Below are 12,995 nucleotides of genomic sequence, written 5' to 3'. Positions count from 1 at the left end.
CTGGCGCGGCCGGGACCGGGCGGCCGCCTACCGGTTCGTCGGCTCGCGCGGGAGGTCGAGCGCCTCCGTCAGGTCGTGTTCCTCGCCGGTGATGAGGTACAGCACGTCCTCTAAGATGACCGCGAGTTCGGGCAGCTCGCGCACCGCGAGGAAGGTGATCGCGATGAGCGCCACGACCGCCAGCAGCTGGCTCATGATCCGGTCGGAGATGAGGAAGGAGACGCGGTACGGGTCGGTCGCGCCGAACATCGTCAATACGAGGTCGGGGTACCAGTGCATGTACTGGTTGCCCGCCACGACCGAGATGAACGTCGTCCGGAGGATATTCAACACGTAGATGAGCGGGAGCGACACGGCGAGCGCGCGCAGCTTCCGCGAGAGCGGCGCTTTCACGGCGGCGACGAGGCCGCCGAAGATGGCCATGCTCCCGAGCCCGGTACACGCCAGCACGATGTGGATGACGACGGTGTGGCCGTCGTCGAGCGTCCACGAGTACGCCGCGTCGTACCCCTCGCTGCTCGTCACCGCCTCCGGCGCGTAGCCGAGGAGGTCGATGAGCATCCCCGTCTGCGTCGCGACGACCTCGATGAGGACCTTCCGGGGCTCCGGCACCGCGAACCCGGCGACGCTGAACGCCGGAATCGTCTCGAACGGGAGGTAGATGAAGAGCATGATCGCGATGGCCCGCGTGAGGGTGAAAAGCGAGGCCCGCCCGTCGTACAGGAGGTATCCCGCGTACACGCTGGCGGGGAAGCCGACGAGCGCGAGGATCGACTCGACGTAGCTCTGGTGTTCGAGCGCGAAGTACGGCACCGTCGACAGCCAGAACAGCCCGAACAGCGCCCACGTCGCGGCCGCGAGCGTGCGGCCCGCGTCCAGCCCGCGGCTGTCGAGGACCCACGACGCCGCGAAGAGGACCGCGACGATCCACGCGAACGTGAACGTGTCGGGGATCACGCTCAACACCGCCGGCACGCCGTGGCCGAACATGTCCGTACCCTCCGTCGTCGTCGAATAAAGCCCTTGTCGTTACGTGCGAGCCCGGCGTCAGAGCGCCGGCCGCCGCGTCACCGCTCCTCGCCGTCGGCTCGCGGCGGTCACGCCGCTCGCTCAATACGAGGGACTACCGTTCCTCGCTGTCGAGGACGCGGATCTGGTCGCCGCGGACCGTCACCGGAATCGGGACGGTCGCCTCGTACAGCTCGACGGTCACCTGGTCTTTCCCCTCGTCGATCCGCTGGACGCGCGCCTTCTCGCCCTTGAACGGCCCGGCGATCAGCTCGACGATGTCGCCCTCGGCGATCCCCTCCACGTCCGGGGTCGGCGAGAGGAAGTGCTCGACCTCGGAGAAGGGGCTCTCGGCGGGCCCGTCGCCGCCCTGAATGACCCCGTTCGCGTGCGGGATCTCGTCGAGGATCCGCTCGAACACCGTGCCGTCGGTGGCCTCGACCATCACGTAGCTCGTGAGCTGGTCGGGGGCGATGACGGCCTGGATCTCGGGCATCTCCTTCTCGGCGAGCATGTCGGCGACGGTGCGCTCCTGGCTCGCCGTCGTCTTGACCGAGTAGATCGGCATTACGCGCCGACCCCCGGGAGGAGGCTCATGATAGCGAACATGAGGAACCCGATGAACCCGATCAGTAGGATTCCGGCACCGGCGATCTTCGACACCTGGAGGAACTCGTCGGTGCTCGGCGTGCTCGCCAGCTTCAGCACCCGAATGTAACTGTTGAGATCGTACGGAACGTCCATGTTACCAGCGGATTCGAGACGAGACGGTTTTTACCTTTTGATGCGCCCCTGACCGTCGAACTCGCGACGGCGGCGCTACTCGACGTAGTCGATGTCCTCGACGTCGCTGGGCGCGTCGCCCTCCGGCGGCTCGCCGTTGTTCCCGTAGATCTGCGGCGACTCGACGCCGGTCACGACGATCATCGTGCGCATCTCGCCTTCCAGTTCGTCGTCGACGGAGGTCCCCCAGATGATCCGCGCGTCGGGGTCGATGCGGTCGTAGATCTCCTCGACGACGCCCTCCGCCTCCTCGATGGACATGTCCGTCCCGCCGGTGACGTTCACCAGCGCGGAGTTCGCGCCGGAGATGTCGACGTCTAAAAGCGGCGACCGCAGCGCGGACTTCACCGAGTCCTGCGCCTTCGAGTCGGAGTCGGACTCGCCGAGGCCGATCATCGCGACGCCGCCCTTCTCCATGACGGTGCGGACGTCTGCGAAGTCGAGGTTGACCAGCCCGGGCATGGTGATCAGCTCCGTGATTCCCTTCACCGAGCGCATCAGCACCTCGTCGGACACCTTGAACGCCTGCCGGACCGGGAGCTTCCCGACCGCGTCGAGCAGGCGGTCGTTGGGGACGACGATGACCGTGTCGCTCACGTCGCGGAGCCGTTCGAGGCCGGCCTCGGCGTTCGTGCGGCGGACCTCGCCCTCGGCGGTGAATGGTGTCGTGACGATGGCGATGGTGAGCGCGCCGGACTCCCGGGCGGCCTTCGCGACGACCGGTGCCGAGCCGGTCCCCGTCCCGCCGCCCAGCCCCGCGGTGACGAACACCATGTCGGAGCCGTCGATGGCGTCTTGGATCTCCTCTTGGGACTCGATGGCGGCCTCCTCGCCCACCTGCGGCAGCGACCCGGCCCCGCGGCCCTGCGTCTTCTGTTGACCCATGAGGATCTTCGTGTCGGCCTCGATGTTGACGAGGTGCTGGACGTCGGTGTTCGCGGCGACCAGCTTCGCGCCGTGGATGCCCTCCTGGGTCATCCGGTTGACCGTGTTGCCGCCGGCACCTCCGCAGCCGACGACCGTGATGTTCGTCTGGAGGTCCTGGAGGACGTCCTGTAGCTCGTCGTCGGTCATCGTTCCGGTCTGTGGCGGCGCGCCGGCGCTCCCTCCGGCGGCGCTCTCGCCGGCTCCCCCGGCGTCGTCTGCGGGGGCCTCTTCGGCTTCGTCGATGGCGTCCTCAACGATGGAGTCCATTATGTGGTGTCGTTGCGACCCGGACGTATTTATTTTTGCCCGATCGTCTGACGCGGGTCGGACGGCGAAATCGACGGCGTTCGCCGCCCACCCCCGAGAGTACGGATGTCACACCCGATACCCGCGGCGTCGGAGTCGCTTAAAAATCAGTCGAGCGCGGCCGCGTCGATCGGGAACCGGTCGCTCCGGGCCCGCGACACGTCGTCCGGCTCGATCGCCTCGCCGTCGACCTCGACTGCCTCGCCGTCGGCGAGCCGGCCGAACGCCGGTCCCTCGGGAACGCCTCGCTCGGCCGCCAGCCCCGGATCGAACGCGGTCTCCCGGGCGACGACGGCGCTCCGTTCCGGCAGTACCTCAACCGCGTCGTAGCCCGCCTCAAGTACCTCCGCGAGCGCCGCGACGAGGTCGCCGTACCCCGGCGCGTCCGGGGCCGACGCGAACGCGACCTGGCCCGCCGCGCGGGTCCCGCCCTGCTCCGTGTCGAACGCGACGGCGACCGACTCCACCGCCTCCCGAGCCGCGTCGGCGTCGAGTCCCTGCGCCCGCGCGAGCAGGTCGGCCGGGAGGTCGCGGACCGCGAACGCCGTCGGACCGGCCGGCTCGACCGCGCCGAACCGCAGCCCGTCGTCGACGGGACCGATCGCCTCCTCCAAGCTCTCGACGAGCGGGAGCGGCGCGTCGCCGACCTCTCGGACCCACGTCTCGCTCACCACTCGGTAGCCGAGATCCTCCACGACCGCGGCGAGCTCGGGGCGGTCGCCGTCGATCACGGCGCGGTCGGCCCGGCTCCGCGCGAAGGCGGCGTCGATCACGTCGCGGTTCGCCTCGGGCGCGCCGAGGTCCCCGAGCGCCCAGTCGGCCCCGACGTGGCCCACCGCCCACTCGGTCTCGCGGACGATCCGGGTGAACCGCGGCGCGTAGTGGCCGCCGCCGAAGCCGACGACGTGACGGGGGCGGGCCGCGGCGTCGCCGTCGGCGGTCTCGGCGGCGATCCGATCCGCGCCCGCCCCGCGCAGGTCGAGGACCGCCCGCGCGACCGCTCGGGCCGCCTCGGGGTCCGCCCACTGCGGCTCGTCGGACCCGAGTTCGACGAACAGCGACGGGACGGAGACGTCGGTCGGCCCGTGGTGCGTACACTCGATGCCGACCTCGTACCCCTCGGGCGCGCGCCGGGCGAGCGCCTCGACGACGCGCTTCTCCGCGCCGGGCGCGGCCCGCGCCAGCGACTCCGGCTCGCCGCCGTACTCGGCACCGCCGAAGTTCCCGGTGACGTGCGCGGTCAGGAGCTCCCCGGTCTCGCCCGAGTGTCTGGAGACGAACGCGAGGAACTCGGGGTCGCGGTCGAACGCGGCGACCGGGTCCGACAGCCGGATGTGGAGGTCGTCGAACTCGCGGAGCTCGAACCCCTCAGTCCGGTAGTAGGTCCCGCCGCCCTCGGCGTCGGGCAGCGAGTCGTCCTCCCGGACCTCCCAGTCGCCGACCTCCAAGAGCCGCTCGCCGATGTGTTCCGAGGCGCTGTCGGCACGGCTGACGACGATCGCTATCACGCACACGTCTCCGCCGTCCGCGACCGAATACCCGTCGGTTCGCGCTCCGCTCCGCCTCGACCTATCGATCGATCCCGGTCACGGCAGCAGTAGGTACACGAAGACGCCGTAGCCGACCACGAGGACCGCGCCGTCGACGCGGGTGATCCGCTCGCCGTACGCCATCATCCCGACGGCGACCGCCGTGAACGCGAGGAGCGCGGGGAACTCGAACCCGCGGACGGCGGGGGAGACGCCGATGGGCGTCACCACGGCGACGATGCCGATGACCGCGAGGACGTTGTAGATGTTCGACCCCACGACGTTGCCCACGCTGAACTCAGCCTCGCCGCGGACCGCGGCGACGACGCTCGCGGCCAGCTCCGGCAGCGACGTGCCGAGCGCCAGCACCGTGAGCCCGATGAAGATGTCGGAGAACCCCGCGGCCGACAGCAGCGACTCGCCCCCGTCGATCAGCCACCGGGAGCCGAGCACGAGCGCGACGATGCCGCCGACCACGGCCGCGACGTCGCGCGCCTTCGCGTCGGGCATCTCGTCGCGCTCAGCCTCGGAGATGGCAGACTGGTTCTGCTGGACGTTCCGGAGGACCGCGGCGGTGAACCCGATGAGCGCGGCCAGCAGCACGACGCCGTCGACGAGCCCGATCCGGCCGTCCCAGCCGAGGCCGACGAGCAGCAGCGCGGCGAGCACCATGAACGGGACGTGGCGGCGGAACACGGTGTCCGAGACGTCGAGCGGGCGGATGAGCGCGGAGACGCCCAACACCAGCCCGACGTTCGCGACGTTCGAGCCGACGATCGCGCCGAGCCCGATGTCGGTCGACACCGTGACCGCGCCGAGCAGGGAGACGAACAGCTCCGGGGCGGTCGTCGCGAACGCCACGACGGTGACGCCGACCGTCGACGCCTTCAGCCCGACGGCGAGCGCGAGGTCGCTCGCGCCGGACACGAGCAGTTCGGCACCGGCGTACAGGAGGGCGACGCCGCCGGCGATCAACAGCAGTTCGACGAGTGGCGACCCGGGCAGCACGGCTCCGGGTTCGCGTCGCCGTTTCAAAAGGGTCGTGATTCCCCGCGAGACGGGGCGGTAGCGGCTTCGAGGCCCGGCGTCAGGCGTGCGCCGACCGGAACTCGCCGTGTTTCACGCCGATCGCGAACGCCACCGCCCCGAAGACGAGCATCGACGGCACGACCATCATCAGCGTCGTCTGGAGGGGCATCATGCCGGCACCGATGAGGCCGCCAGCGCCGATCGCGACGATCAGTACGAGGATCGCTGCCGCGCGCGGAAGGTCGAACTCCATGGGGTCCGTAGGCCGCGAGCGATCCTAAACGTTCGGTCCGCCGGATCCCGATCCGGTTCCGGTCTGGCTCCGGCCCCGAAGGTCGCCGGAGTCCGACCGACCCGACGGCTCACGCCTCGATGATCTCGTCTTCGTCGTCGTCGGGGATCTGGACTTCGCCGTCGAGCGCGACCGACGTTCGACCGCCGACGCGGACCCCGTCCGCCTCTACCCGGACTCGGACGTGCCCCGGCCGGCCGAGGAAGTGGCCCTGCTCGAAGCGGAGTTCGTCCGGTTCGTCGCCGTCGAACGCGTCGACGTGCCGGAGGTACCCGCCGACGGCCCCGCTCGCGGTGCCCGTGACCGGGTCCTCCGAGATCCCGAGCGACGGCACGAACGCCCGGCCGTGGAGCGTCGAGTCGCCTTCGAGCGTGTCGAAGGTGAACGCGTACACGCCGGCGGCGTCGAACTCCTCGGAGAGGCGTTCGATCGCCTCGTCGTCCGGGTCGGCCTCGCCGAGCCGTTCGAGGAAGTTCACGGGGACGACGAGGAACGGCAGCCCGGTCGACGCGACCGCGACGGGGAGGTCCGCGCCCACGTCGCGCAGCGCGGCGGGGTCGATCCCGAGCGCCGGCCCGAGCCGACCGGCGTCGACCTCGACGGTCTCGACGCTCGGTGCCTGCTGTCGCATCCAGACGGTGCCGTCGTCGTCGACCGAGACCGTGAGGTCGCCGACGTTCGTGCGGAGCGTGCGCTCGCCCCCGTCGATCGCTCCCTCGGCGAACAGCGCGCCGTACGTCGCGACCGTGGCGTGACCGCAGAGGTCGACCTCCGTGGTCGGCGAGAAGTAGCGGAGGCGGTCGTCGACCCCCTCACCCGCGTCGGTCGTCCCGTCGCCGTCGGTCAGGAACGCCGTCTCCGAGGCCCCGAGTTCGGCGGCGACGGCGGCCATCTGGTCGTCGCTCAGTCCCTCGGCGTCGGGGAGGACGCCGGCGGCGTTCCCGGCCAGCGGCTCCGCGGCGAACGCGTCGACGAGCAGCGCGCGTCGGGTCTCCATGCCGACCCCTCCGCGAGTCACGGACAAAAACCCTCCCGAGCGAGTCGGCGGCGCCGGGCCCGACCGAGCCGCTATGGCGTCAGTCGCCCCGGCGGCGGACCACGTCGCCGAACTCGAACCGCGCGCCGCCGCCGTCCGCGGCGGCGGCCCGCACGGTCCAGCCGTGGGCCTCGGCCACCGCCTTGACGATGCCGAGTCCGAACCCCGTCCCCTCGCCGCTCGTCGTGTACCCCGTCTCGAACACCTGATCGCGGTTTTCCTCCGGAATTCCCGGCCCGTCGTCGGCGACGTAGAGGACGCCGTCGTCCCAGCCGACGGTGACGGTCGGGGCGTCGCCCGCGTGCTCCACCGCGTTCCGGAACAGGTTCTCGAACAGCGTCCGGACCCGCGAGGCGTCGCCGACGACGGTGCCGAGCGCGTCCGCCGCGAGCGTCGCGTCGCCCGTCGCGGTCGTCGCCCACGCCTCCTCGACCACGCGGACGAGGTCGACGGCCTCGGTCTCGACGACGCGCTCGCCGAGGCGGGCGAACGAGAGCGCGTCCCCGATCAGCTCCTCCATGCGGTCGAGCGCCTTCGACGTCCGCGCCAGCCGCTCGTCGTCGACCGACTCCCGGACGAGGTCGACGTTGCCCGCGGCGACGTTGAGCGGGCTGCGGAGGTCGTGGCTCACGACGCTCGCGAACTGTTCGAGGCGGTCGCGCTCGCGTCGCATCTCGATCTGCGTCTCTCGGCGCTCAAGCTCGTACCCGACCCAGCGGGCCATCAGGTCGACCAGCGTCGCCTCCCAGTCGGAGAACGGCTCAGACCGGTCCGTCCGGTCGTAGAAGCAGAACGTCCCGTACACGTCGCCGTCGACGATCACGGGCGCGCCGACGTAACAGGAGATCCCTTGCTGGACGAACCCCGAGCGGGCCGACAGGTCCGGGTCCGACGCGACGTCGCGGACCTGAACCGAGGCCGCCGTCGACACGACGCGCTCGCAGTTGGTCTCCGACAGGTCGACCACCGCTCCCTCCCCGAACGACCCGGTCACGTCGTCCGCGACCTCGACGACGTACCGGCTCCCCTGGACGTTCGAGAGCAGCCCGGACTCCGCGCCGAGGACGTCGCGTCCGAGCGCGAGCAGCTTCTCGACTTTGCCTTCGAACGGGTCGTCCTTCGCCGAGATGATCTCGTAGAGCCGGCGCATCACCCGCTCCCGGCGCTGTATCTCTTCCCGCTCTTCGACCGCCCCGGTGACGTCGCGGAAGTACACCGAGACGCCGCTCGCGGACGGGTAGATCCGCGCCTCGAACCAGCTGGCGGCCGGTTCGTAGTACGTCCGCGCCTCGGTCGGCTCGCCAGTCGCTCGGGCGCGCTCGAAGGCGGTCTCGAACTCCGTCTCGGCCGCGTCCGGGAACGCGTCCCAGAGGCTCGTCCCGACGAGCGCGTCCGCGTCGCCCGGCTCGCTGCCCGACGCGGCGTCGTCCCGCCTCTCCGCCCCCTCCGCCCCCTCTGCTGCGCTCTCGGAGCCGTCCACCGCGCCGGCGAGCGCGGCCGCCTGCGCGTTGAGGTGCGTGATCGCGTCGTCCGCGTCGACGGCGACGAAGCCGTCGGCCATCCGGTCGAGGATCTCGGCCCGGTCCTCGCCGACCTCGCGCGTCCCCGACCCAGACCGGTAGGTCGCCACCGCGTCGTCGATCCGCTCCGCGAGCGCCTCGGCGACGCTCCCGTCGTCCCCGGTCGACTCCCCTTTCCGGAGGTACCCGGTGGCATCGGCGTCGACGGCGGCGGCCGCGACCCGCTCGCTGCCCGCTCCAGTGACGAGGAAGACGGGAAGCGCCGGGTCGCGCTCGCGGACGCGACGGAGGATGTCGAGTCCGCTCGCGGCGTCGTCGACCTCGGACTCGTTCCGGTCGTCGCCCCCGCTTTCGCCCCCCGGTCCGTCGATGTCGTACTCCGTGACGACGCAGTCGTACGGCTCGGTCTCCACGGCGGCCACGGCGGCGGCGTGGTCGCGGACGCGGGACACCGCCGCGGCTGCCGGAGCCCGATCGAGCGCATCGCTCAGCGCGTCGGCGAACGTATCGTCGCCGTCCGCGAGCAGCACCCGCACGAGCCCCGAAGCCATCGTCTAAACCTCCCGCCGGACACACTTGTGTATGTGGGTCTCCGCGCGGTTGCCGAACGATCGGTCGGGCGCGACCGAACCGACGCCGCCCGTCCCCCGGGCCGCCCGCCGATGTCAATCCTTTTGCCTCCGACCGCGGATAGGTGGGTATGGGCCTCTTCGACCGGCTGCGAGGGAGTGACACCCCGCGGGTGGCGTTCATCGGGATCGACGGCCTCTCGTACCGGCTGGTCGCCGACAACCCGGAGACGTTTCCGACGCTGTCGGCGGTCGCGGACGCCGGCGGTGGCGGCGGAATCGACAGCATCCTCCCGGCGGAGTCCAGCGCGTGCTGGCCGAGCCTCACGACCGGGAAGAACCCGGGCGAGACGGGCGTGTACGGCTTCCAAGACCGCGAGGTCGGCTCCTACGACACGTACGTCCCGATGGGCCGAGACGTCCAGTCGCCGCGGGTGTGGGACCGCGCGACCGACGCGGGACTCGACGCGACCGTGCTGAACGTCCCCGTCACGTTCCCGCCGCAGCGGACCGTCCAGCGGATGGTCTCGGGCTACCTCTCGCCCGACCTCGACGCGGCCGCCCACCCCGAGGAGCTCCGCGAGTACCTCACCGGCAGCGACTACCGGCTGTCGGTCAACGCGAAACTCGGCCACAAGGCGGACAAAACGGCGTTCATCGAACACGCCCGCGAGACCCTCGACGCCCGGGCCGCGGCGTTCGAGCGGTACGTCGAGCGCGACGACTGGGACCTCTTCGTCGGCGTCTTCACCGCCCCCGACCGCGTCAACCACTTCCTGTGGGGCGACTACGAGGACGGGGGGACCTACCGCGAGGAACTGCTCGCCTTCCACGCCGCGCTCGACGAGCACATCGGTTCGATCCGCGAGACGCTCCCGAACGACGTGACGCTCGTCGTCGGCTCCACGCACGGGTTCGCCCGACTCGAGTACGACGTCTACTGTAACGAGTGGCTCGAACGCGAGGGGTGGCTCTCCTACGAGGAGGACGACCACGACGCGCTCGCCGACGTCGACGACGACGCCCGCGCGTACTCGCTCGTCCCAGGCCGCTTCTACCTCAACGTGGAGGGCCGCGAGCCGAACGGCGTCGTCCCCGAAGACGAGTACGAGGAGACGCGCGCGGAGCTCCGCGCGGCGCTGGAGTCGTGGACCGGTCCCGACGGGAACCCGGTCGCGGACCGCGTCGTCGACCGCGAGACCGTGTTCCGCGGCGACCACGCCGCCATCGCGCCCGACCTCGTCGTCGTGCCCAACGACGGGTTCGACCTCAAGTCCGGGTTCCGGTCGCACGACGGCGTGTTCGACGCCGACGGGCCGCGGACCGGGATGCACGCCTTCGGCGACGCCGCGCTGTTCGTCGACCACCCCGACGCGAGCGTCATGGACGCGGACCTCCTCGACGTCGCGCCCACCCTCCTCAAGCTGCTCGACGTCGACTACGGGCGCACGGACTTCGACGGGGCCAGCCTCGTCTGAGTCGCGCTCGCGACGCGAGCGGCCTCTCCCGAGCCGCGTCTCCGTCGACGAACCGGCGGACCGAATTGAAGTGCGTCCGCCGCGACCCGTCTCCATGGAGCGCACCCCCGACGGAACCCCCGTCGGCGTCGACGACCCGTATGCGGTCGCCGGCGTCTGCGACCACCTCACCGACGACGGCCGGTGCCGGTTCGCGCTGACCCGGGCCGGCGACGACCCCGCGTTCGCGGCCGACCGCCGTGCCGAGGGCTACGACTGTCACGTCGGTGCCGACGGCGAGTGGCGCGCGTGTCCCCACTATCGGTCGACGACCGACGCGAAGGCGTGCGTCCGGTGCGGACTGGCGGAGGTCCGACTGGCGCACGAGGACGCCCGCCCGCTCGTCGAGGAACACCACCTCTCGTACGCCGGCGACGACGCGCACGAGATCACGGTCGGCCTCTGTCGCTGGTGTCACGCGAAGGTCCACGGGTCCATCGCGCGGATCGACGACGACGCGAGCCCGGACCCCGAAGCGATCGCGGAGCGGGAGCGCCGGCGCGAGACGGAGCGCTCGGCGTCGGCGTTCGAGACCGCGAGCGAGAAATACGACCCAGACGAGTGAGTGGCGAGCTAGACGAGTGAGCGACGACTCCGACGGGTGGCCCCCGTAGCCGCGGGGTCCGACGCCGGGCGTAGAGTTCGATCCCGGCCGATTCAGGCGTCGGAAGTCGGACGGATCAGGTTCGCCAGCGCGACGAGCAGCCCGAGGAACCACCCGAGCGGCACCGAGATGCCGACCCACATCAGGACGTATCCCAGCCCCGGCAGCCCCCACTGCTCGCCGAACGTCTCCAAGTCGAACGCGCCGCGGAGCGTCTCGTTGATCCCGCCGACCGAGAGGAACGTGTCGAGGATCCACCGCGCGAGCTCGTAGCTCGGCGGGAGGATCAGCTCCTCCAACGTCGGCGTGACGAGCGCGGCCACGACGGGCGGGAGGAACAGCGCCGACATCGCGAACGGGTACGCGAGGAGGACGCTGACGAACCGTCCGCCGAGCTTCGAGAAGCCGGCGGCGAGCGCGGCCGAGACGACCGCCACCCCGCTCGCCGCGCCGACCGCGATCACCGCGTCGAAGGGGAGTTGGAGGTGCGTGATCACCGTCAGCGCCCCCCAGACGACCGCGGAGACGAGCACGGCACCGGCGACCCCGATGCGGGTGACCGCCGAGTCGAGCTTCGCCGCGTAGTAGCGCGTGGCGAACCCGACGAGCAGCAGGGGGTACGCGACCGCCACGAGCGGCGCGCCGAGCACCGCCCAGAGGTAGTACCCGACCGACTGGAGGCTGTTCTCGGGCTTCCACTTCCCCAGGACCGCGCTCGGGTCGAGCTGTCGCGGGAAGACGATCTCCATCCACGTCTCGTGGAGGCGAACGACGTCCAAGAAGAGGGCTTCCACCAGTCCCGTTTGTCCTCGACGTTCCATTTGCCTCACGTCGCGGGCCCCACGACGTGAACTTTGTGCCTTCGGCCGCGCGTTCTCGGGACCGATATCCGCGCCGATAGTGTTAAAGAAGCGTGTTGACCTATCTGTGCCCATGAAACGACGCGGGCTGCTCGCGGCACTCGCCGCCTCGACCACGGTCGCCGTCGCCGGCTGCGCCGGCCAGGACCAGAGCCTCGACCTCGACGCGGACCCGGCACGAGTCCCGGAGGGCGCGTACGCGGAGGGGTTCTCCGGGCAGGACCCGGAATCGTTCTCCATCGACCGGAAGTTCAACGCCAGCGGCGTGAACGTCGAGGTGTCGGCGACGACGTGGGTCGCCCAGTACACGAACGAGGAGGTCGGGTCGGCGCTGTTCGTGGCGAGCACTCCGAACGAGTCCGTCGCCGGACAGTCGGTCAACCCGCTCGTCAGCGCCGAGGGCGCGGACCTCATCCGACGGCTCCTCAATCAGGTCGACCAGCAGGGGATCGGCGGCAACGGAACGGAAATTCAGACCGACGACATCGAGGAGGTCGGCGAGGAGACGCAGACGGTCCTCGGCGAGGAGACCACTGTCTCGGTCCTCGAAACGACCGTCAGCGCGGACGTCAGCGACGCCAACGGCCAGAGCGGTTCCGTGGACGACATCCCCGTTCTCGTCTACATCGGCACCGTTCAGCACGACGACGACGTTATCGCGATGATCGGCGTCCACCCGCAGGCGATCGACCAGTCCGAACAGCTGCTCTCGATGATGGGATCGGTCGAGCACTGACCGGGTTCGACGACTGTCCCGGCGGCCCCTTCTCGTCGTTCCGTCCCACTCCGCGGTCGAACACCCTCAACAGGGCTCGCGTGTGTCCCCGCCGAACGGCCCGCAGTCGTGCGGTTATTTCCCCGATCGGAAGCTTTCGGCTCCGTAAGGCACTTATAAGCGATCGAACCGAGTGAGAAATCCCGCGGTGTGACGAGCGGCGCTTCGCGGGCAGCGGGTCGGCTCTCTCGGCCCCGCATCGCCCTGCCAGCGACCGCTCTGGCATTCGCGGTCCGTTCG

At 70.7% G+C, this 12,995-nt stretch carries 13 protein-coding genes; 3 read left to right on the top strand and 10 right to left on the bottom strand.

The window, feature by feature from the left end:
• Positions 1–27: 27 nt before the first annotated feature.
• The 9 genes from artA to C472_RS05710 all read right to left on the bottom strand — a co-directional run bounded on the left by artA (position 28) and on the right by C472_RS05710 (position 8,981).
• Entirely contained in the window at positions 28–990 is a 963-nt protein-coding gene (artA, locus tag C472_RS05750) for an archaeosortase A (RefSeq protein ID WP_006628865.1), read from the bottom strand.
• A 133-nt stretch (positions 991–1,123) separates the two neighbouring features.
• Positions 1,124–1,576 carry a transcription elongation factor Spt5 gene (locus tag C472_RS05745; RefSeq protein WP_006628864.1) on the bottom strand — a complete coding sequence of 151 codons (453 nt, stop codon included), beginning with the start codon at positions 1,574–1,576 and terminating at the stop codon, positions 1,124–1,126.
• Entirely contained in the window at positions 1,576–1,752 is a 177-nt protein-coding gene (locus C472_RS05740) for a protein translocase SEC61 complex subunit gamma (RefSeq protein WP_006628863.1), read from the bottom strand. The genes C472_RS05745 and C472_RS05740 overlap by 1 nt, the downstream gene beginning before the upstream one ends.
• A gap of 75 nt (positions 1,753–1,827) precedes the next feature.
• A complete protein-coding gene (gene ftsZ, locus C472_RS05735; protein WP_006628862.1) occupies positions 1,828–2,985 on the bottom strand; it encodes a cell division protein FtsZ in 1,158 nt (385 codons plus the stop codon).
• A 146-nt stretch (positions 2,986–3,131) separates the two neighbouring features.
• On the bottom strand, positions 3,132–4,532 hold the full coding sequence (locus tag C472_RS05730) for a D-aminoacyl-tRNA deacylase (RefSeq protein WP_049906359.1): 1,401 nt from the start codon (positions 4,530–4,532) through the stop codon (positions 3,132–3,134).
• Between the two features lie 78 nt (positions 4,533–4,610).
• The gene (locus tag C472_RS05725) at positions 4,611–5,561 is read right to left on the bottom strand and encodes a calcium/sodium antiporter (RefSeq protein WP_006628860.1); all 951 of its coding nucleotides are present in this window, start codon (positions 5,559–5,561) and stop codon (positions 4,611–4,613) included.
• 79 nt (positions 5,562–5,640) lie between these two features.
• The gene (locus tag C472_RS05720; RefSeq protein WP_006628859.1) at positions 5,641–5,835 is read right to left on the bottom strand and encodes a DUF7333 family protein; all 195 of its coding nucleotides are present in this window, start codon (positions 5,833–5,835) and stop codon (positions 5,641–5,643) included.
• A 109-nt stretch (positions 5,836–5,944) separates the two neighbouring features.
• On the bottom strand, positions 5,945–6,871 hold the full coding sequence (locus tag C472_RS05715; RefSeq protein ID WP_006628858.1) for a PhzF family phenazine biosynthesis protein: 927 nt from the start codon (positions 6,869–6,871) through the stop codon (positions 5,945–5,947).
• A 79-nt stretch (positions 6,872–6,950) separates the two neighbouring features.
• Complete coding sequence (locus C472_RS05710; protein WP_241432954.1) at positions 6,951–8,981, bottom strand: ATP-binding protein; 2,031 nt, start codon at positions 8,979–8,981, stop codon at positions 6,951–6,953.
• Between the two features lie 149 nt (positions 8,982–9,130).
• Between C472_RS05710 and C472_RS05705 the strand changes: the two genes are divergently transcribed.
• Together C472_RS05705 and C472_RS05700 are read left to right on the top strand one after the other, a co-directional pair.
• The gene (locus C472_RS05705) at positions 9,131–10,477 is read left to right on the top strand and encodes an alkaline phosphatase family protein (RefSeq protein ID WP_006628856.1); all 1,347 of its coding nucleotides are present in this window, start codon (positions 9,131–9,133) and stop codon (positions 10,475–10,477) included.
• 94 nt (positions 10,478–10,571) lie between these two features.
• Positions 10,572–11,081, top strand: coding sequence for a DUF7097 family protein (locus tag C472_RS05700; protein WP_006628855.1), 510 nt, complete (start codon positions 10,572–10,574; stop codon positions 11,079–11,081).
• Between the two features lie 92 nt (positions 11,082–11,173).
• Here the strand turns inward: C472_RS05700 and C472_RS05695 are convergent, their stop codons facing one another.
• The gene (locus C472_RS05695) at positions 11,174–11,914 is read right to left on the bottom strand and encodes a hypothetical protein (protein WP_006628854.1); all 741 of its coding nucleotides are present in this window, start codon (positions 11,912–11,914) and stop codon (positions 11,174–11,176) included.
• A 139-nt stretch (positions 11,915–12,053) separates the two neighbouring features.
• Here C472_RS05695 and C472_RS05690 point away from each other — a divergent pair, with 139 nt between their 5' ends.
• Positions 12,054–12,716 (top strand): DUF6517 family protein, encoded by a 663-nt coding sequence (locus C472_RS05690; protein ID WP_006628853.1) that lies wholly within the window; start codon positions 12,054–12,056, stop codon positions 12,714–12,716.
• Positions 12,717–12,995 lie beyond the last annotated feature (279 nt).

Source organism: Halorubrum tebenquichense DSM 14210 (assembly GCF_000337415.1).
GTDB classification, from domain to species: Archaea; Halobacteriota; Halobacteria; order Halobacteriales; family Haloferacaceae; genus Halorubrum; species Halorubrum tebenquichense.
This window is presented reverse-complemented; position numbering and strand designations above follow the sequence as displayed.